Origin of the sequence: Paracoccus halophilus (genome assembly GCF_000763905.1) — a bacterium.
Lineage (GTDB): Bacteria > Pseudomonadota > Alphaproteobacteria > Rhodobacterales > Rhodobacteraceae > Paracoccus > Paracoccus halophilus.
In genome coordinates this window covers 119941-138390 of sequence record NZ_JRKN01000009.1, presented here as the reverse complement: position 1 = coordinate 138390, position 18450 = coordinate 119941, and the positions used below count along the sequence as shown (strand labels likewise).

Sequence of the window (18450 nt, the reverse complement as noted above, 5' to 3'; positions counted from 1 at the left end):
GCCGGGACGGGCCGGCTTCAGCCCGGCTTGCCCCAGTCGGCGCCGCGCATCTCGCGCAGGCGGCTGGCCGTGCGCTCGAATTCAAAGGCGCCCTCGCCCTCGGCATAGAGCCGTTCCGGCTCATCGGCGGCGCTGGCGATCAGACGAACCCGGGCCTCGTAAAGGGCGTCGATCAGCGTCACGAAACGCTTGGCCTCGTTGTAATTCGACATGCTCAGCCGCGGAATGCCGTCGATGAACAGCGTATCAACCGCATCGGCCAGGGCAAGATAATCGGCCGGGCCCAAGGGCTTGGCGCAAAGATCCCAAAAACTGGCGCGGCCCACCCGATCGCAATGGGCGGGCAGTTCGACCTTGCGCCCCTTGACCTCAAGGACCAGCGGCGCCGGCCGCTCGCAATCGGCCAGCCGCTGCCAAAGCGCATCCATCGCGCTCCGCGCCCCGGCATCGGCGGGGATGAACCAGACCTGTCCGCCCTCATCGCGGTTCTGGCGGTGATCGGTGGCGCTGGTCAGCTCGGTCACCTCCATCCGCTCGCGGATCAGCGCGATGAAGGGCAGGAAAAGCTGGCGGTTCAGCCCGTTCTTGTAGAGATCCTCGGGCACCCGGTTCGAGGTGGTGACGATGGTCACCCCCTCCTCGAACAGGATCTGGAACAGCCGGCCGACGATCATCGCATCGGCGATATCGGTGATCTGCATTTCGTCAAAGCACAGAAGCCGCGCCTGCTCGGCCACCTGCCTCGCGACCGGACGAACCGCATCCTGCTGGCCGGTCTTGCGCACCGCCTCCAGCGCGGCCTGGATCTCCTGCATGAATTCGTGGAAATGCACGCGGCGTTTGCGCGCGACCGGCGCCGCCTCCATGATCAGGTCCATCAGCATCGACTTGCCGCGCCCGACCCCGCCCCAGAGATACAGCCCCCTGACCGCCGGTGCGGGCGCAGGCGAATTGCCGTTGCCGACCAGTTTCGACAGCCAGCCGGATTTCCGCGGCCCGGCCGCCGGCGGGGCGGCCGCAAGTTCGCGCGCGACACGGTCCAGCGCGGGCAGGACGCCGCGCTGCGCGGCATCCGGTTTCAGCCGCCCGGCCTTTACGCCGGCCTCATAGAGATCCGAGACATTTGCCATATCCGGCACCTGCCAAAGAAAGCTCCGCCCCGCAAGAGCCGGCGCTTTTTTGGGCGGGAATTTTCCCCGATATCAGCGCGCCACCCACGAATGGCCGCCACCCCGACCCTTGCGCCATCATCCGCCCGCCCCCGGGGCAAGAGGCGACGACGCCGCGCGGGGCTTGCCTCCGTCACGCGACCGGCCGACTATCGGCCAAGCGCAGGTCAGATATCGCCGAGGCCCCATGCACGAGAATTTCGCCGCCCTGCAGAGCGCCGCCCATGCCGACGCCATCCCCGACTGGCCGGCCCGCGCCGAACGTCTGCGCCTGCTGGCCAGGATGCTGCGAAGCAACCGGCACCGCTTTGCCGCGGCGCTGAACCGCGATTTCGGCCAGCGCCCGCAGGCCGAAACCGATCTGGCCGAGGTTTTCCCCGCGCTTGACGGCATCCGCCACGCGCTGCGCCATGGCAAGGGGTGGATGCGGCGCCGCCCCGTCGGCACGGGGCTGTGGTTCCGGCCCGCCCGCGCCCATATTCAGCCGCGACCGCTGGGGGTCGTGGGGATCGTGGTGCCCTGGAACTACCCGATTTTCCTGAGCTTCGGGCCGCTGACGGCGGCTTTCGCGGCGGGCAACCGGGCGATGATCAAGCTGTCCGAGCATGCCCCCGCCTTTGCCGAGACCTTTGCCGAGGCCGCCGCCCGCCATTTCAGCCCGGACCTGCTCTCCGTGGTGACCGGCGGGCCGGAACTGGCCGAGGAATTCACCGCCCTGCCCTTTGATCATCTGCTGTTCACCGGCTCGACCGCGATCGGGCGCAAGGTCATGCAGGCGGCAAGCCGGAACCTGACTCCGGTCACGCTGGAACTGGGCGGCAAATCGCCCGCCCTGATCGCCCCCGACGCGCCGCTGGAACAGGCGGTGGACCGGATCATGACCGGCAAGCTGCTGAATGCCGGGCAGACCTGTATCGCGCCCGATTACGTGCTGCTGCCGCGCGGGCAGAGCGATCGCTTCATCGCGCTGGCGCGGGACTGGGTGGGCAGGCATTACCCGAAACTGGCGGCAAATCCCGATTACTGCCGGATCATCAATGACGCGCAGTTCGCGCGCCTTGCCGACTGGCTGGAGGCGGCGCGGGCGGGCGGCGCGGTCCTCCATCCGCTGAGCGAGGCGCCCCCCGACGCATCGGCCCGGCTGATGCCGCCGATGATCGTGACGGATCCGCAAGGCCCTCTGGCCGAGCAGGAAATCTTTGGCCCGATTCTGCCCCTCATCCCCTATGGCAAGCTGCGCGAGGCCGCGGATCATATCCTCGCGCGGCCCCGGCCGCTGGCATTCTATCCGTTTTCACGCGACGAGGAGACGCTGCGGCTGCTGCTGGCCACGGTCGCGGCGGGGGGCGTTTCGGTCAATGACACGCTGCTCCATATCGCCCAGCACGATCTGCCCTTTGGCGGCGTGGGCGACAGCGGCATGGGCGCCTATCACGGGCAGGCCGGGTTCGACCGCATGTCGCATCTGATGCCGGTTTTCCGGCAGGCGGAATGGAACGGAGCGGGTTTGCTCGCGCCGCCCTATGGCGCCCGGTTCCGGATGCTGATCCGCGCCATGCTGCGCCTTTAGGCGCGCGCGGCCCTGCCGCCCGCCGGGCGGGCAAAAAAATACAGGCCTGCCGCAGGGGCAGGCCGCCAATGGATGCGGCAAACGGGTTTTTCGCGTCGCGCGATGCCCGCTCCGGCCAGGGCTGGCGACGGTCCCGGGCAAGCGACGCGCGTATCCTGAGCGGTCACGCCTTTGCCTGAAAATCCTCGTAGACGGCCTGCATGGTCACCGGCCAGGGCTGGCCTTCGGCGCGCGCGACAATGGCCAGCCGGTGAAGGGTGCCGTTGACGAAACGCCCGGTCAGAAAGCGCATGGCGGCCGGGTCGGTCATCGGCATGTCGGTTTCCGCCGCGATCCCGTTGGAACCGATGCCGCCAAGCCGGTCCAGAACATCGTCAATACAGCCAGCGATGACCACGCGCGCGCCGTAGGTGACCGGGTCCAGGACGAGGCTGACCGAACTGTCGTCGACCCCCATCGTCCGGAACGTGCCGCGGATGTCGAGCAGCTTCACATAGCCGCCCGTCCCTTCGAGGATCTGCCCCGCACTCGAGCCATAGCTGTTCAGCGTCACCTCTGCGACGGCAAAAATGCCGTCGGTCGAGGGGACATCGTCAAGGGTCGCGGTCCGCAGATAGGCGCCATCCGAAAACAGGAACCCGTCCGGGGTCCGCTGAATCGCGGCCCCCGAATCGACCTTGGCAAAGACATAGCCGCCGGTGCCGCGCGCGGTGACCGAGGTGACATCCGACGCGCTTCCGTCAAAGGCCGTATCGGCATCCAGATAGACCAGCGCCTGGGAGTCGTAATCGATGCCCGTCGGATCGGGGTCGGGCTGTTCCACGACCGACAGCGTCGCGGTTTCGGCGGTGGCGATGCCGGCGCTGTTGGTCCAGCTGACGGTCAGCTCGTAGACGCCCGGCTCGGACAGCGCCAGCGTCATGACACCGGCATCCAGCCGGTCCCGGATCGATTCCCCGTTCAGCGTGATGTCCCAAAGCGCGGTGGGCGCGGGCGTGCCCTCGGCCGCGCCGATGCTCAGCGTGACGCTGTCGCCAATGCCGGCGCCTTCGGGCAGGATCGCGGGCTGGAGGGTGACGACCGGGGCGGTCTCCGGGTCCGGCGCCCCGGTCAGCGGAGCGCCATCGGCGTTCAGCAGCGCGACCTCCCGGCCGGCCAGATAGACCTGCGCGACGCCTTGGAACAAGGCGGTGGAAACGCCGTTCTGGATTGTGACCGCCATCTTACTCTCCCTTGACCAGCACCAGATCGGTGTCGCGGCGCTGGCTTTGCGGCAGCGCGGCATATTCGCTGTAATCGCCGACGATGATCAGCCGCGAGACGCTGCCGTCGCGCGCCGCCCTGAGGTTCTGGGCGCTGGTCTTTTCCAGATCGCCCAGCGTCGCGGCCAGCGCCACCGGGATGAACAGCGGCTTTGCCTCGAAGACCTTCGAGACAAATTGGTCATACCCCTCGACCGTCCATGTCGTGCCGGCGGCGTCGCCCTCGCCATTGACGATCAGCGCCATCGACCATTCGCCATTCTGGTCGGTCGTGGCCTCGATCCTCTGGGTGACGACATGGACCCCGTTCTCGAACACGTCCGAGCCGTTGAGGGTGGCGATGACCTTGCCGCCGGAAACCGGGGCAAGGGTGGCATCCATCAGGACGCCCCTGACTGTGGCTTTGTTCGGCATTTCCGTTTCCTCTGCTGTATCCGGAAGGCGCGGCCATTATCGGCGCGATTCGGGGCTGTTGCCGTTCCGGCCCGTGCAACGCGCCGCCCGGCGGGCGGGACGATCCGGTTTGACAAGCGGCGGGCTTGCGACGATCCTCCGGGCCGTTCCGGCAAGCAGCGCCGGGGTGCCAAGCCGAGACTACGCCATGCCGCCATCCACCCCGCCTTCGCCGCCCCGCAACGGCATGACGCGCATCCCGGAAATCACCCGCCTTGCCGGGATCCTGCCCGCCGCCGTGATGCTCTGCGTGATCTGGGCGGAATATGGCGGCGGACGCATCGCCGCCATTCTGGCCGGGATATTCGCGCTGGCGGCGGTGGCGGTGTTCAGCCTGGATGCGCGCTTCTCGCGGCTGGCCTTTGTGCTGATCGGCATCGAGCTGACCGTCTGGGCCATGCTCAGCCATGACGGCTGGCAGGCCGGGCTGGCGGCGGCCATCGCCAGCGGCAGTCTGATCGTGGCGCTGTTCACCGCGCTCTCGGCGATCAGAAGCGCCGCCGTGTCGTCGCAGGAAATCCTTGAGACCGGCCGTTTCCTGGCCCGCCAGCCGCCCGGGCTGCGCTATGTCGCGCTGACCGTGGGCGGGCATCTGTTCGGGCTGATCCTGCTTTACGGCTCGATCGCGCTTCTGGGTTCGCTGGCGACGGACAGCGCCGCGCGCGAGCCCGACCCCGAGATCCGCCGCCACCGCACCCGGCGCATGCTGGTCGCGATCCAGCGCGGCTTTGCCGCGACCCTGACATGGTCGCCGCTGGGCTTTTCCATGGTGATCAGCACCTCGCTGGTGCCGGGCGCGGACTGGAGCCTTGTGGCGCTGCCCTGCCTGGTCAGCGCCGGGCTGCTGATGTTCGGCGGCTGGGCGCTGGACACCGCCTTCAAGCCGCGGCTCAGCCAGCCCGCGCCGCCCCGCCCGCCCGAGACCGGGCGCTGGCTGATCCATCTGCGGCCGCTGCTGATCCTGCTGTCGGCGGTGATTGCCGGGGTCGTCGCCCTGCGCCTGCTGACCGGGGTCGAGGTGATCGGCGCGGTCATGTCGCTGGTGCCTGCCGTGGCGATCGCCTGGATCTTCATCCAGCGCCTGCCCTCGGGCGCGGGCAGCCTGCGCTATACCGGCACGCGCATTGCCGGCTTTGTCACCCGCGAACTGCCCGGCTATCGCGGCGAGATCCTGTTGCTGTTCATGGCCGCCTTCATCGGCAGTCTCGGCTCGTTCCTGCTGGTGCCGCTGATGGCCGATCTGGGGCTGGACCTGTCGGCCGTGCCGCCGATGCTGATTCTGGTGGCGCTGATCTGGATCATTCCGCTGACCGGCCAGCTGGGCATGAACCCGATCCTGTCGGTATCGCTGCTGGTGCCGCTGCTGCCCCCGCCCGAGGCCATGGGGGTCAGCCCGGCCGTGGTGGTCGGCGCGATCACCGGAGGCTGGGCGCTCAGCGGCGTGACCTCGCCCTTTACCGCATCGGTGCTGTTGGCCGGGTCGCTGGGACAGGTCCCGCCGCGCCATGCGGGGCTGGTCTGGAACGGGCCCTATGCCGGGGTCATGGGGCTCGTCCTGTCGCTATGGGTGCTGCTGCTGGCGCAGATCCTCTAGCCCTGCCGCTCGGGGTCGAAGCCCAGCAGCCGCAGCGCGTTCAGCGTCACCAGCACCGTGGCGCCGGTATCGGCCAGGATCGCGATCCACAGCCCGGTAATCCCCAGCACCGAGGTCACCAGAAACACCGCCTTGAGGCCAAGCGCGATCGTCACGTTCTGGCGGATATTGCCCATGGTCTGGCGCGCCAGCCGGATCAGCGAGGGCACGTCGGCCACCCGGTCGCGCAGGATCGCGGCATCGGCCGTCTCCAGCGCGACATCGGTGCCCGAGCCCATGGCGGCGCCGACATCCGCCTGTTTCAGCGCCGGTGCGTCGTTGATGCCGTCGCCGATCATCATCACGCCGCCCTGCCCCGACATGTCGCGGATCGCGACCAGCTTGTCCTCGGGCAGCATCTCGGCGCGGACCTCCATGCCCAGCCCCCCGGCGATCGCCTTGGCCGTGCGGGCATTGTCGCCGGTCAGCATCACCGGCGACAGGCCCATCGCGCGCAGCTGCGCCACCGCCTCGACCGCATCGCCGCGCGGCTCGTCGCGCATGGCGATCAGACCCAGCGGCCGGTTTTCGCGATAGACGACGACCACGGTCTTGCCCTCGGCCTCGAGCCTCGCGGCACGGTCCCGATGCGCCTCGGCCATGCCGCCGTTTTCGCTGGCGTAGCGGGGCGACGCGACCCAGGCGAGGCTGTCGCCCACCATGGCCTCGACCCCCTTGCCCGCCAGGGCGCGGGAATCGCGCGCCGGCAGCGGCCGGATCCCGTCCGCCTCGGCGCGGTTCAGGATGGCCAGCGCCAGTGGATGACTGGAGCCGGTCTCGACGCCGGCCGCGACCTCGACCAGCGCGGCCTCGGTCACCCCCTCGGCAGCGACCAGATCGGTGACCACCGGCCGGCCATGGGTCAAGGTCCCGGTCTTGTCAAAGGCCACATGTTTCAGGCCGGCCGCCGCCTCGATCACCGCGCCGCCCTTCATCAGAAGCCCGCGCCGCGCGCCCGCCGAGAGCGACGAGGCGATGGATGCGGGGACCGAGATCACCAGCGCGCAGGGGCAGCCGATCAGCAGCAGCGCCAGCCCGCGATAGATCCATGTGCCCCATTCCGCGCCAAAGGCCAGCGGCGGCACCACGATGACCAGCAGCGCCAGCGCCACGATGGCGGGCATGTACCAGCGGCTGAACCGGTCGATGAAGCGTTCGGTGGGGGCGCGGGCCTCCTCGGCCTCCTCGACCAGGCGGATGATGCGGGAAATGGTGTTGTCGGCGGCCTCTTTGGTGACCTGAACCCTCAGCGCCGCCTCGGTATTGATCGCGCCGGCGAATACCGCATCGCCGGGGCCACGCGTCTGCGGCATGCTTTCGCCGGTGACCGGGCTTTCATCCACGCCCGAGGTTCCCTCGATGATCTCGCCATCGGCGGGGATGCGGTCGCCGGGCCGGACCAGAACGGTCTGGCCGATGCGCAGGGTTTCGGCCGGAACCTCGCGCGTCTGGCCGTTTTCCTCGAGCAGCGCGGTCTTGGGCACCAGATTGGCCAGCGCGCGGATGCCGTCGCGGGCCTTGCCGGCGGCCACACCTTCGAGCACCTCGCCCACGGCGAACAGAAAGACCACCAGCGCGGCCTCTTCGGCGGCACCGATCAGCAAGGCGCCGACGGCGGCGACGGCCATCAGGCTTTCGATGGTAAAGGGCTGGCCCATGCGCAGCGCCGCCCAGGCCCGGCGGGCAATCGGCGCGACGCCGATCAGACAGGCCACGACAAAGGCGGCATAGCCGACATTGCTGGAGGTCAGCAATTCCACCGCCCAGGCCAGCCCCAGCAGCACAGCCGTCAGGATCACCAGCCGGCCCTTGCCGGTCTGATACCAGCTTTTGCCGCGATCGGCGGGGTCGTCATGGCTGTGCACATGGCCGGCAGCGCCGTGGCCCGGATCCTTGTCGTGATCGTGGCTGCCATGGTCGTGATCGCAATCCGGGCCATGTTCATGCGCGGTCCGCGCCGCCGTCCGGGCCGCAGCGCCGGGCGCGCTGGAGATGCCATAGCCCAGCTTGCGCACCGCGCCCTCGATATCCTCGGCCGTGGCCCCGGTGCCGTCCAACTGCAGGCTCAGCCGCTCGCTCATCAGCGCGATGCGGACATCGCTGACACCGGGCAGGCGCTCGATCGCCCGCTGCACCTTGGTCGTGCAGGATGCGCAATCCATGCCCGTCACCTTCCATTCGCGCGTCGCCTGCATGGGACTCTCCTTCATGTTCGCTCGCACTTGCATTCAGCGAATCGGAACTTAAGTGCTCTAGCAACTAGAGGTTCAAGGGGGTATTCATGCTGACCATCGGAAAACTCAGCCGCGCGACCGGGGTCAAGGTCCCGACCATCCGTTACTACGAACAGATCGGCCTGATGCCGCCGCCGGTCCGCAGCACCGGCAACCAGCGCCATTACGACCGCGCGGCGCAGGACCGGCTGGGCTTCATCCGCCATGCCCGCGACCTGGGTTTCCCGCTCGAGGCGATCCGCGAATTGCTGGGCCTGTGCGACGACCCCGAGGGCGCCTGCGCCACGGCCGACGACATCGCGCGCCGGCAACTGGCCGCGGTCGAGGCGCGCATCGCCCGCCTCACCGCGCTGAAATCAGAATTTCAGCGCATGCTGGCGCATCGTCCCAGCGGCAGCGCCGCCGATTGCCGGGTCATCCAGGTGCTGGGCGACCACAGCCTGTGCGCCCATGACCACCACCGGGCGGAAGATTCCGCGCAGCCCTAGCCGCGCCCGCGATAGGGCGGCACCCCCTGATCGGGGATCCAGACGCTTGCGGGCATCGGCCCGCTTTGCCAGAACACGTCGATGGGCATGCCGCCGCGCGGATACCAGTAACCGCCGATGCGCAGCCATTGCGGCTCCAGGAAATCCGCCAGCCGCCGCCCGATGCGGACCGTGCAATCCTCGTGGAACGCGCCGTGGTTGCGGAACGATCCCAGGTACAGCTTAAGCGACTTGCTTTCGACCAGCCATGCGCCGGGCACATAGTCGATGACCAGATGCGCGAAATCCGGCTGCCCGGTCATCGGGCAGAGCGAGGTGAACTCGGGCGCGGTGAAACGGACATTATAGGCGGTGTCGGCCTGGGGGTTGCGCACCCGCTCCAGCTCGGCCCGTTCGGGGCTTTCGGGCAGGGTGGTGGCGGCGCCAAGCTGCTTCAGCTCGCTGTAAATGCTGTCGGTCATGTCGGTCCCCGTGCGTCGGCGTGCCGCGATCGGGCGCGCCCATGCCATTCGCCCCGTCATAAGGGCCCGGCCGGCCCGAGGCAACGGCCCGGCCGGCGACCGAAACTTCACGATCCGGCAAGAATACCGTCACCCGATCGTCATCTTTCGCCGCCATTGCTGCGCCCGAACCATGACAGGGGTCGGAATGCGCATCGAGGCGGAACAGATCACCCGAATCTTCGGCACGGCGCGGGCCGTCGATGCCGCCAGCTTCGCGATCGACCAGCCGATGGTCGTGGGCATCATCGGCAGTTCCGGGGCCGGCAAATCCACGCTGCTGCGGATGATCAACCGGCTGACCGACGCGTCCTCGGGCCGCCTGCTGGTCGAGGGCCGCGACGTGCTGGCGCTCAAGGGCAAGGACAAGCGGGCCTGGCAGGCCGATTGCGCGATGATCTTCCAGCAGTTCAACCTGGTGCCGCGTCTGGACGTGGTCAGCAACGTGCTGCACGGGCTGCTCAACAAGCGCGGGCTGCTGCCGACCCTGATGAACATGTGGTCGCGCGAGGATATCGACCGCGCGGTGCAGATCCTCGACCGGCTGGGCATTGCCGAACAGGCGACCAAGCGCGCCGAGGCGCTGTCCGGCGGCCAGCAGCAGCGCGTCGCCATCGCCCGCGCGCTGATGCAGGATCCCAAGATCATTCTGGCGGACGAACCGATTGCCAGCCTCGACCCGATGAATGCGCAGATCGTCATGGATACGCTGCGCCGCATCCACGAAGAGGACGGCCGCACCGTCATCGCCAACCTGCACACGCTGGATACCGCGCGCCATTATTGCGACCGGGTGATCGGCATGCGCAAGGGCCGCATCGTCTTTGACGGCACGCCCGAGCAACTGACTACGGGCGCCGCCCGCGACATCTATGGCGCCGGGGCCGGGTTCAGCGAAGCCACCACCTCGACCGCCATCGACGCCTCTGCCCCCGCCGATCAGGCCTATGCCGACCGGCTGATGGCGGATTGATCCCAACCAGGAGAATACCATGACCAAGACCCTGACCCTGCTGGCCCTTTCGACCGCGCTGGCGCTGCCGCAACTGGCCTCCGCGCAGGAGATCAAGGAATTCAACATCGGCGTTCTGGGCGGCGAGAACGCCCAGGACCGCATGACCAGCAACGAATGCCTGCGCGCCTATGCCGAGGCAGAGCTGGGCGTGCCGGTCAAGCTGTTCACCCCGGCCGATTATGACGGCGTCATCCAGGGCCTGCTGGGCGGCACGCTGGACATGGCCGCACTGGGCGCCTCGGGCTATGCCAAGACCTATCTGACCGATCCCGAGGCGGTCGAGCCGGTGCTGGTGAAATCCACGATCGACGGCGGCACCACCTATTTCTCGATCGGTTTCGCGCGCAAGGACAGCGGCATCGCCTCCATGGAGGATCTCAAGGGCAAGGTGCTGGGCTTCGGCGATCCGAACTCGACCTCGGGCTACCTGATCCCCTCGGTGGAACTGCCGGCGGCGGGCTTTTCGGTCGCGCCGGGCGAGTATTTCGCCGATATCAAGTTCACCGGCGGGCATGAGCAGACCATCGTCGCGGTCAACAATGGCGATATCGACGGTGGCGTGACCTGGGCCGACGGTCTGGGCGACTGGGAGGACGGCTATAATTCCGGCGCCCTGCGCAAGGCGGTGGATTCCGGGCTGGTCGACATGAACGACATGGTCGAGATCTGGCGCTCGAAGCCGATCCCGGAGGGCCCGGTGGTGCTGCGCAAGGCGCTGCCGCAGGACGTCAAGGACAAGATGACCGCGCTGGTCGCCGGCCTGATCGAAAAGGACAAGGAATGCGCCTATGGCATGGCCAGCGGCGAGACGGGCGGCTTCATGCCCGTCACCCACGACGCCTATGAGACCATCATCGAGGTTCGCAAGCTCGAGGAAGCGAAGGGCAGCTAAGCCCTTTGGTCAAGGGCGCGGACGAACCCCGTCCGCGCCCGTTTTCCATTTCCTGACAGGCCCCCATGACCAGCACCGACGCCCCGGCCATCGCCGAAGCCTATCGCATGCAACTGTCGCGCCGCCGCAGCTACAGCGCGCTGCTCTGGGCGATCTTCGCGCTTTTGATGATCTCCGGCTTCTGGCTGGCCGACGACCGCAATGCCGGCGGCTTCTGGGAGGGCCTGCCAAGGATCTTCGACTACCCTTCGGAACTGGTGGCCGAGGCGGTCCAGAAGGCCGGCAACCTGCCCGGGCTGATGCTGAACGCCCTGCCCGCGCTGGTCGAGACGATCAATATCGCCGCCGTCGCCACGCTGCTCGGCGGCCTTGGCGGCGGCATCATGGCGCTGCTGTCCACCCGCGGACTGGCCCCCTGGCCGCGGCTCGTGCCGCTGTTCCGGCGGCTGCTGGATATCGCCCGTGCCATCCCCGAACTGGTGATCGCGCTGGTGCTGATCTTCATCCTGGGCGGCGGTCCGGTACCGGCGGCCATCGCCATCGCCTTTCACAGCGTCGGCGCGCTTGGCAAGCTGTTCTCCGAAGTGGCCGAGAATGCCAGCCTGAAGCCGGTCGAGGGGCTGGAATCGGTCGGCGCAAGCTGGCTGCTGCGGATCTGGTTCGGCATCATTCCGCAGGTCGCGCCGAACTGGGCCAGCTATGCCATGCTGCGCTTTGAAATCAACATCCGCGCCAGCGCCATCCTGGGCTTCGTCGGCGCCGGCGGCATCGGCTATGAGCTGCGCAACGCGATCAGCTGGGGCCAGGGCCGCTATGACGCCGCGGCGGCGATCTTCATCCTGCTGTTCGCCACCATCGTGCTCTTTGACCAGCTGACCTCGGTCGCGCGCAACCGGCTGGTGCGCGGTCAGGAACAGGGCCAGTACGGAGGGCGCATCTGATGGCCGTCCTGGACACCAATCCCGTGCATGAACTGATCGGCCGCAAACGGCTGGTGTCGCTGGCCGCGCCGGCGCTGATCCTGGCCTATCTGGTCTATGTCGCCATTTCCTTCGATCTGGCGGGGCTGGCCGGGCGGGCGCGGTTCGACAATGGCGCGCTGCTGCTGCAGGATTTCTGGTCCTACAAGATCCATGTCACCCGCGACAATCGCGGCGAGGGCGCATTCGAGACCTCGATCGAGGGCATGCGCAACGCCACGTTCAGCGCCGCGAACGAGCCCGGCTGGATCGCCCGGCGCGAGGATGACGGCCGCGAAATCACCCTGCCGCGCGGCCATTCCGTGACCATCGCCGGCGACGGGCTGGTCACCCTGGCCACGCCCGAGGCCAGCTATGCCATCCGCCCCACCGGCGACGGGATCGAGGCCGATATCCCGGACCCGCCGCCCAATTTCAGCATCTCGGACAAGCGTTTCAGCGCCACCCTGCCCGAGGGCGCCCGCCTGACCGTCACCCGCTCGCGCAGCGAGGTTTTCCGCCGCCAGGCGGGGTGGGAGCTGTTCTTCTTTGACCTCTCCAGCCCGTTCTACGGCAGGTCCCTGCCGCAGCTGATCGGGCTGGCGCTCAGCGGCGAGCGCCTGGACCCGGAACGCTCGAACATTGCCGGGATGGCACAGGATTTCTGGAACAACAGCATCTGGCACCATGGCGATGTCGCCTGGGCGATGTTCGAAACCGTGCTGATGGCGTTTCTGGGCACCTTTGGCGCCGGGCTGATCTCATTGCCGATCGCCTTCATGGCGGCGTCGAATTTCGCGCCCTCGCGGATCGTGCGGCAGCTGTTCCGGCGGTTCTTCGATTTCCTGCGCGGCGTGGATGCGCTGATCTGGACCATCATCCTGTCGCGCGCCTTTGGCCCCGGCCCGCTGACCGGCAGCCTCGCCATGCTGCTGACCGAGACCGGAACCTTCGGCAAGCTGTTCTCCGAGGCGCTGGAAAATGTCGATGAAAAGCCCATCGAGGGGCTGCGCTCGACCGGTGCCGGCGCGCTGTCGCGGGTCCGCTGGGCGGTGATTCCGCAAATCGCGCCGGTGATCCTGTCGCAGCTTCTCTATTACCTGGAATCGAACACCCGCAGCGCCACCGTCATCGGCGCCATTACCGGCGGCGGCATCGGCCTGCTGCTGATGCAGGCGATGCAGACCACCCAGAACTGGGAACAGGTGACCTATTACATCGTGCTGATCGTGCTGATGGTCATGCTGATGGACTGGCTGTCGGGCCGCATCCGCGCGCGGCTGATCCGGGGCTAGCAGCGCATGCCCCATCTGCTGATCACCGGCGGCGGGCGCGGCATCGGCCGGGCGCTGGCCGAAAACGGCCTTGCGCGCGGCTGGCGGGTGACCGTGACCCTGCGCCGGGGCGAGCCGCCCGCCGGCGCGCAGGCGCTGTTTCTGGACGTGACCGACCGGGCCGCGCTGGACCTGGCGGCGGGCCGGACCGGCCCGGTGGACATCCTGATCAACAATGCAGGCATCATCGGCCCCGATCGACAGGACCCGCTGGACATGGATTTCGACGGTTTTGCCGAGCTGCTGCAGGTCAATACGCTGGCGCCGCTGGCGGTGACCCAGGCCTTTTTGCCCAATCTGCGCGCGGCGGGGCATGCGCGGGTGCTGTCGATCTCCAGCCAGATGGCCTGGATGGGCTATGCCAAGGCGGATCGCATCGCCTATCGTGCCTCGAAGGCGGCGCTGAACAAGGTGATGCAGGGCCTTGCCACGCGGCTGGAGCCCGAAGGGATCGCCGTCGCGCTGGTCGATCCGGGCTGGGTGCGCACCGATATGGGGGGCGCCGCGGCCGATCTGTCGGCGCAGCAGGTGGCGCAGGGCATCCTTGAGCTTGCCGAGGGGCTGACACTGGCCGGAAGCGGGCGCTTTTTCCGTCACGATGGCAGCGAAAGACCGTTCTGATGCCAAAACTCTCGCCCGATGCGCCGTTCCTCCATGACGGCGCCGATATCGTCGATTCGCGCTTTGGCCGCTATTGCGAGGTGGGCGCCGATTCCCGCGTGCTGAATTCGGAATTCGGCGATTACAGCTATTGCGAGCGGCTGTCGGATATCGCCAATACCACGATCGGCAAATTCGCCAATATCGCGTCGATGACGCGGATCGGGCCGACCGACCATCCGATGACGACGGCCAGCCTGCATCATTTCCTGTATCGTTCGGAAAACTACTGGGACGATGCCACGGCGGACCCGGATTTCTTTGCCGCCCGCGCCGCGCGGCGCACGGTGATCGGCCATGACACATGGATCGGCCACGGCGCGATCATCAAGCCGGAGCTTACCATCGGTCACGGCGCCATCGTGGCGGCGGGCGCGGTGGTCACAAGGGACGTGCCGGACTGGATGATCGTCGCGGGCTGCCCGGCGAAACCGCTGCGCCCCCGATTCGCGCCGGAAATCGGCGCGCGTCTGATGCGGCTGGCATGGTGGGACTGGGACCACGACCGGCTGCGCGCGGCCCTGCCGGATTTCCGGCGCCTGCCGGTGCGCGAGTTCCTGGACCTTTATGCCCCGGAATGAGGCAGGGTCAGCGTCACCCGCTCGGCCGCCCACCAGGTCAGCGCGCGCTCGACCATACGCCCGCGCCACTGGCTCAGCCCCTCGGTGCGCAGCAGCGGGTCGCCCGGCTCAAGCTGCAATTTCGCGGCCTGTACCGCATCGCAGATCCTGGCCGAGATTCGCGTCGTAATGCGCTGATAATCATCGACTCCGCAGGCTTTCAGGGCGCGCGTCACCGATTCCTCGGCGCGCAGGGCGGCGGGCAGATCGGGCAACAGATCGGCCGGATAGGCGGCGCGAAACAGCGCCACCGGCCTGAAATCGACCAGCGAGACACCTTCGGCCACATGCACCATCTCGCCGGGGCGCAGGCCAAGCGCCAGCGCCTCGGCATCGCCGCAGGCGCGCGTGGTAATGGCGTCGATGGTGCGGCCGGGCACCTTGCCCGACAGTTCGATATTGCGGTGGAAACGCACCCGCTCGCTCAGCGGATATTCGACCGGATTGGCGGCGACGAAGACCCCCGCCCCGCGACGCGAATACAAAAGCCCCTCATCGGCCAGCACCCGTGTCGCGTGGCGCACGGTATGCCGGTTCACGCCGAATCGCGCGGCCATTTCCGCCTCGGGCGGCAGACGCGTGCCGGGCGGCCACTTGCCGCCGGCGATCTCGCCACGCAACCGATCCGCGATACTTTGCCACAAGCTCATTCTGTCACCAAAAATTCACGTTTTGACGGATTGTCCCCCGCCCGGTTTCACTCTACAAGAAGTCTAGTTGTATAGACAACCGGTGAAATCCATGCCCGAGACATTTTCCCAGACCGACCGGCGCGAGGCATTGGGGCTTCTGGCCCGGGCGCCGGCCGCAAGGCTCGCTGAGTTGCTGCCCGAACTGCCCGCGCATGAGGTTCTGCGCGCCCCCGAAATCGGCACCGTCATGGTGCGCGGCCGCGCCGGCGGCACCGGCAGCGCCTTCAACCTGGGCGAGGTGACGGTGACCCGCGCCAGCATCCGGCTGCATGGCGGCGAGGTCGGGCATGGCTATGTGCAGGGCCGCGACAAGGCCCATGCCCTGCGCGCCGCGCTGGTCGATGCCATGGGACAGGCCGATCCGGCACGGGTCGCCCCGATCCTGACGCCCTTGCGCGAGGAAGAGGACCGCCGCCGCGCCCGTATCGCCGCCGAGGCCGCCGCCACCCGCGTCGAATTCTTTACCCTGGTCCGAGGAGAGGACGAATGAACGCGCCCATGACCCGGCTTTCGGGCGGTTTCGCCCATCCCGCCCATGACAGCGCCAGAGGGTTCCGCGCCATCCTGTCCGCCATGGCCCGGCCCGGAACGATCGGGCAGATGCAGGGCGGACAAGGCCCCGCGCCGATCTCGGACGCGGCGGCGACGGTGCTTCTGGTGCTGTGCGACCGCACCACGCCGCTCTATCTGGCGCCCTCGCACGATACGCCCGAGCTGCGCGACTGGATCGCCTTTCATTGCAGCGCCCCGCTTGTCGCGCCCGGGGATGCCGGCTTCGCGCTTGGCGACTGGGCGGCGCTGCAACCGCTGGACCGCTTTGCCATCGGCACGCCCGAATATCCCGACCGCGCCGCCACGCTGATCGTGGACAACCACGATTTTGACGCCCCGGCACAGAACCTGCGCGGCCCCGGCATCAAGGACCGGGCCCGGCTTGCCCTGCCCGAGGTGGAACCGTTCACCGCCAATCACGCCCACTTTCCGCTGGGCTGGGACGCCATCTTCACCGCAGGCGCGCGTATCGCCGCCCTGCCCCGTTCGACCGAGGTTTTCTGATGTATGTCGCCGTCAAAGGGGGCGAGCGCGCGATCGACGCCGCCCATGACTGGCTGGGCCGCGCGCATCGCGGACCGGCCGAACAACCGGCGCTGGACACCGCCCAGATCCGCGACCAGATGGCGCTGGCCGTGGGCCGGGTGATGGCCGAGGGCTCGCTTTACGATCCCGATCTGGCCGCGCTGGCGATCAAGCAGGCGCGCGGCGACCTGATCGAGGCGATCTTCCTGATCCGCGCCTATCGCACCACGCTGCCCCGGCTGGGGGCCTCGGATCCGGTGGACACGGGGGCGATGCGGGTCAAGCGCCGCGTCTCGGCCACGTTCAAGGATATCCCGGGCGGTCAGGTGCTGGGGCCGACCTTCGACTATACCCACCGGCTGCTGGATTTCCGGCTGATGGCCAATGGCGAATTGCCCGCGAGCCCCGCCTCGGGCGCCGAGGGCAAGCCGCTTCACGCCCCGCATGTGCTGGGTTTTCTGGACCGCGACGGGCTGATCGAGGACGCGCCCGACAGCGGCGAGACGCCCCCCGATCTGACGCGCGAGCCGATGGAACTGCCCGCCGACCGCGCCCTGCGCCTGCAGGCGCTGGCGCGCGCGGATGAGGGCTTTCTGCTGGGTCTGGCCTATTCGACGCAGCGCGGATATGCTCGCAACCATGCCTTTGTCGGCGAATTGCGCATCGGCGCGGTCACGGTCGAAATGGACATCCCCGAGCTGGGCTTTTCCATCGAGATCGGCGAGGTCGAGCTGACCGAATGCGAGACGGTGAACCAGTTCAAGGGCTCGAAGACCGAACCCGCGCAGTTCACCCGCGGCTACGGGCTGACCTTTGGCCAGACCGAGCGCAAGGCGATCTCGATGGCCTTGGTGGACCGGGCCCTGCGGTGGCAGGAACTGGGCGAAGAGGATCAGGGCGCGCCGGCGCAGGACCCGGAATTCGTGCTGTCGCATTGCGACAATATTCAGGCGACCGGGTTTCTGGAACATATCAAGCTGCCCCATTACGTCGATTTCCAGGCGGAACTGGAACTGGTGCGCCGCTTGCGCGCCGGCACGGAGGACGCGTCATGAGCGATTACAATTTCGCCTATCTGGACGAGGATACCAAGCGCATGATCCGTCGCGCGATCCTGAAGGGCATCGCGGTCCCCGGCTATCAGGTGCCCTTTGCCAGCCGCGAGATGCCGATGCCCTATGGCTGGGGCACGGGCGGCGTGCAGATCACCGCCGCCACGCTGGTGCCCCAGGATGTGCTGAAGGTCATCGACCAGGGCGCTGACGACACCACCAACGCGGTCAGCATCCGCAAGTTCTTTCAAAAGACCGCCGGGGTCGAGGTGACCGAACGCACGACCGAGGCGACCGTCATCCAGACCCGCCACCGCATCCCCGAAACGCCCCTGACCGGGGATCAGATCCTTGTCTATCAGGTGCCGATCCCCGAACCGATGCGTTTCCTTGAACCGCGCGAGACCGAGACCCGGCGCATCCACGCGCTGGCTGATTACGGGCTGATGCAGGTGCGCCTGTACGAGGATATCGCCCGCCATGGCGAGATCGCGACATCCTATGCCTATCCGGTCGAGGTGGCCGGGCGCTATGTCATGGACCCCTCGCCCATTCCGAAATTCGACAATCCGAAACTGGACGACTGCCCCGCCATCCAGCTTTTCGGCGCCGGCCGCGAACAGCGCATCTATGCCCTGCCGCCGCATACGGGCGTGCGCAGCCTGGATTTCGACGATCACCCCTTTACCGCGTCCAAGGCCGATCATGCCTGTGCGATCTGCGGCTCGGGGACCAGCTATCTCGACGAGGTGATCACCGATGACGATGGCGGGCGGATGTTCGTCTGCTCGGACACGGATTATTGCGCCCGGCGCGCAGAGGGAGTTCAGTGATGGCGAT

The 18450-nt window shown here is 67.9% G+C and carries 19 protein-coding genes; 13 read left to right on the top strand and 6 right to left on the bottom strand.

Going from position 1 to position 18450, the window contains the following annotated elements; translation table 11 throughout:
* Positions 1 to 17: 17 nt before the first annotated feature.
* Positions 18 to 1130 (bottom strand): cell division protein ZapE, encoded by a 1113-nt coding sequence (zapE, locus tag IT41_RS09050; protein ID WP_036740410.1) that lies wholly within the window; start codon positions 1128 to 1130, stop codon positions 18 to 20.
* 226 nt (positions 1131 to 1356) lie between these two features.
* Here zapE and IT41_RS09045 point away from each other — a divergent pair, with 226 nt between their 5' ends.
* The gene (locus IT41_RS09045; protein WP_036740408.1) at positions 1357 to 2739 is read left to right on the top strand and encodes a coniferyl aldehyde dehydrogenase; all 1383 of its coding nucleotides are present in this window, start codon (positions 1357 to 1359) and stop codon (positions 2737 to 2739) included.
* 163 nt (positions 2740 to 2902) lie between these two features.
* Here the strand turns inward: IT41_RS09045 and IT41_RS09040 are convergent, their stop codons facing one another.
* The gene (locus IT41_RS09040; protein WP_036740406.1) at positions 2903 to 3961 is read right to left on the bottom strand and encodes a hypothetical protein; all 1059 of its coding nucleotides are present in this window, start codon (positions 3959 to 3961) and stop codon (positions 2903 to 2905) included.
* Position 3962: 1 nt separating this feature from the next.
* Positions 3963 to 4415, bottom strand: a complete 453-nt coding sequence (locus tag IT41_RS09035) for a hypothetical protein (RefSeq protein ID WP_036740405.1) — start codon at positions 4413 to 4415, stop codon at positions 3963 to 3965.
* A 187-nt stretch (positions 4416 to 4602) separates the two neighbouring features.
* Here IT41_RS09035 and IT41_RS09030 point away from each other — a divergent pair, with 187 nt between their 5' ends.
* Positions 4603 to 6048, top strand: coding sequence for a hypothetical protein (locus IT41_RS09030; protein WP_231564719.1), 1446 nt, complete (start codon positions 4603 to 4605; stop codon positions 6046 to 6048).
* Here the strand turns inward: IT41_RS09030 and IT41_RS09025 are convergent.
* Entirely contained in the window at positions 6045 to 8282 is a 2238-nt protein-coding gene (locus IT41_RS09025; protein ID WP_139221646.1) for a heavy metal translocating P-type ATPase, read from the bottom strand. The genes IT41_RS09030 and IT41_RS09025 overlap by 4 nt on opposite strands.
* An 86-nt stretch (positions 8283 to 8368) precedes the next feature.
* On the opposite strand from IT41_RS09025, the gene IT41_RS09020 reads away from it, so the two are divergent.
* The gene (locus IT41_RS09020; RefSeq protein ID WP_036740397.1) at positions 8369 to 8809 is read left to right on the top strand and encodes a MerR family transcriptional regulator; all 441 of its coding nucleotides are present in this window, start codon (positions 8369 to 8371) and stop codon (positions 8807 to 8809) included.
* Here the strand turns inward: IT41_RS09020 and queF are convergent.
* A complete protein-coding gene (gene queF, locus IT41_RS09015; RefSeq protein ID WP_036740478.1) occupies positions 8806 to 9270 on the bottom strand; it encodes a preQ(1) synthase in 465 nt (154 codons plus the stop codon). The genes IT41_RS09020 and queF overlap by 4 nt on opposite strands.
* Positions 9271 to 9457: 187 nt before the next feature.
* Between queF and phnC the strand changes: the two genes are divergently transcribed.
* From phnC to IT41_RS08985, 6 genes are all read left to right on the top strand, one after another.
* Positions 9458 to 10282, top strand: coding sequence for a phosphonate ABC transporter ATP-binding protein (phnC, locus tag IT41_RS09010; protein WP_036740396.1), 825 nt, complete (start codon positions 9458 to 9460; stop codon positions 10280 to 10282).
* Between the two features lie 19 nt (positions 10283 to 10301).
* A complete protein-coding gene (gene phnD / locus IT41_RS09005; protein ID WP_036740394.1) occupies positions 10302 to 11216 on the top strand; it encodes a phosphonate ABC transporter substrate-binding protein in 915 nt (304 codons plus the stop codon).
* 65 nt (positions 11217 to 11281) lie between these two features.
* Positions 11282 to 12157: a phosphonate ABC transporter, permease protein PhnE gene (phnE, locus tag IT41_RS09000; RefSeq protein ID WP_036740392.1), complete on the top strand. Its 876-nt coding sequence runs from the start codon at positions 11282 to 11284 to the stop codon at positions 12155 to 12157.
* The gene (gene phnE, locus IT41_RS08995; RefSeq protein WP_052081363.1) at positions 12157 to 13470 is read left to right on the top strand and encodes a phosphonate ABC transporter, permease protein PhnE; all 1314 of its coding nucleotides are present in this window, start codon (positions 12157 to 12159) and stop codon (positions 13468 to 13470) included. Before phnE (IT41_RS09000) ends, phnE (IT41_RS08995) begins: the two co-directional genes overlap by 1 nt.
* A gap of 6 nt (positions 13471 to 13476) precedes the next feature.
* Complete coding sequence (locus IT41_RS08990; protein ID WP_036740389.1) at positions 13477 to 14130, top strand: SDR family NAD(P)-dependent oxidoreductase; 654 nt, start codon at positions 13477 to 13479, stop codon at positions 14128 to 14130.
* Positions 14130 to 14750, top strand: coding sequence for an LbetaH domain-containing protein (locus IT41_RS08985; RefSeq protein WP_036740385.1), 621 nt, complete (start codon positions 14130 to 14132; stop codon positions 14748 to 14750). The genes IT41_RS08990 and IT41_RS08985 overlap by 1 nt, the downstream gene beginning before the upstream one ends.
* On the opposite strand, the gene phnF is transcribed toward IT41_RS08985, so the two are convergent.
* Entirely contained in the window at positions 14735 to 15439 is a 705-nt protein-coding gene (phnF, locus tag IT41_RS08980) for a phosphonate metabolism transcriptional regulator PhnF (protein ID WP_036740383.1), read from the bottom strand. The genes IT41_RS08985 and phnF overlap by 16 nt on opposite strands.
* A 91-nt stretch (positions 15440 to 15530) precedes the next feature.
* On the opposite strand from phnF, the gene phnG reads away from it, so the two are divergent.
* From phnG to IT41_RS08960, 4 genes are read left to right on the top strand one after another with little or no spacing between them, the layout of a single operon-like run.
* Positions 15531 to 15971: a phosphonate C-P lyase system protein PhnG gene (phnG, locus tag IT41_RS08975; RefSeq protein ID WP_036740381.1), complete on the top strand. Its 441-nt coding sequence runs from the start codon at positions 15531 to 15533 to the stop codon at positions 15969 to 15971.
* Positions 15968 to 16537 (top strand): phosphonate C-P lyase system protein PhnH, encoded by a 570-nt coding sequence (phnH, locus tag IT41_RS08970; protein WP_036740380.1) that lies wholly within the window; start codon positions 15968 to 15970, stop codon positions 16535 to 16537. The genes phnG and phnH overlap by 4 nt, the downstream gene beginning before the upstream one ends.
* Entirely contained in the window at positions 16537 to 17613 is a 1077-nt protein-coding gene (locus IT41_RS08965) for a carbon-phosphorus lyase complex subunit (protein WP_036740378.1), read from the top strand. The genes phnH and IT41_RS08965 overlap by 1 nt, the downstream gene beginning before the upstream one ends.
* The gene (locus IT41_RS08960) at positions 17610 to 18443 is read left to right on the top strand and encodes an alpha-D-ribose 1-methylphosphonate 5-phosphate C-P-lyase PhnJ (RefSeq protein WP_036740376.1); all 834 of its coding nucleotides are present in this window, start codon (positions 17610 to 17612) and stop codon (positions 18441 to 18443) included. The genes IT41_RS08965 and IT41_RS08960 overlap by 4 nt, the downstream gene beginning before the upstream one ends.
* Positions 18444 to 18450: the final 7 nt, after the last annotated feature.

Bases quoted from the DNA above. Each gene is read 5' to 3' on its own strand.
- zapE (WP_036740410.1), bottom strand. From the start codon at position 1,130: ATGGCAAATGTCTCGGATCTCTATGAGGCCGGCGTAAAGGCCGGGCGG.
- IT41_RS09045 (WP_036740408.1), top strand. From the start codon at position 1,357: ATGCACGAGAATTTCGCCGCCCTGCAGAGCGCCGCCCATGCCGACGCC.
- IT41_RS09040 (WP_036740406.1), bottom strand. From the start codon at position 3,961: ATGGCGGTCACAATCCAGAACGGCGTTTCCACCGCCTTGTTCCAAGGC.
- IT41_RS09035 (WP_036740405.1), bottom strand. From the start codon at position 4,415: ATGCCGAACAAAGCCACAGTCAGGGGCGTCCTGATGGATGCCACCCTT.
- IT41_RS09030 (WP_231564719.1), top strand. From the start codon at position 4,603: ATGCCGCCATCCACCCCGCCTTCGCCGCCCCGCAACGGCATGACGCGC.
- IT41_RS09025 (WP_139221646.1), bottom strand. From the start codon at position 8,282: ATGCAGGCGACGCGCGAATGGAAGGTGACGGGCATGGATTGCGCATCC.
- IT41_RS09020 (WP_036740397.1), top strand. From the start codon at position 8,369: ATGCTGACCATCGGAAAACTCAGCCGCGCGACCGGGGTCAAGGTCCCG.
- queF (WP_036740478.1), bottom strand. From the start codon at position 9,270: ATGACCGACAGCATTTACAGCGAGCTGAAGCAGCTTGGCGCCGCCACC.
- phnC (WP_036740396.1), top strand. From the start codon at position 9,458: ATGCGCATCGAGGCGGAACAGATCACCCGAATCTTCGGCACGGCGCGG.
- phnD (WP_036740394.1), top strand. From the start codon at position 10,302: ATGACCAAGACCCTGACCCTGCTGGCCCTTTCGACCGCGCTGGCGCTG.
- phnE (WP_036740392.1), top strand. From the start codon at position 11,282: ATGACCAGCACCGACGCCCCGGCCATCGCCGAAGCCTATCGCATGCAA.
- phnE (WP_052081363.1), top strand. From the start codon at position 12,157: ATGGCCGTCCTGGACACCAATCCCGTGCATGAACTGATCGGCCGCAAA.
- IT41_RS08990 (WP_036740389.1), top strand. From the start codon at position 13,477: ATGCCCCATCTGCTGATCACCGGCGGCGGGCGCGGCATCGGCCGGGCG.
- IT41_RS08985 (WP_036740385.1), top strand. From the start codon at position 14,130: ATGCCAAAACTCTCGCCCGATGCGCCGTTCCTCCATGACGGCGCCGAT.
- phnF (WP_036740383.1), bottom strand. From the start codon at position 15,439: ATGAGCTTGTGGCAAAGTATCGCGGATCGGTTGCGTGGCGAGATCGCC.
- phnG (WP_036740381.1), top strand. From the start codon at position 15,531: ATGCCCGAGACATTTTCCCAGACCGACCGGCGCGAGGCATTGGGGCTT.
- phnH (WP_036740380.1), top strand. From the start codon at position 15,968: ATGAACGCGCCCATGACCCGGCTTTCGGGCGGTTTCGCCCATCCCGCC.
- IT41_RS08965 (WP_036740378.1), top strand. From the start codon at position 16,537: ATGTATGTCGCCGTCAAAGGGGGCGAGCGCGCGATCGACGCCGCCCAT.
- IT41_RS08960 (WP_036740376.1), top strand. From the start codon at position 17,610: ATGAGCGATTACAATTTCGCCTATCTGGACGAGGATACCAAGCGCATG.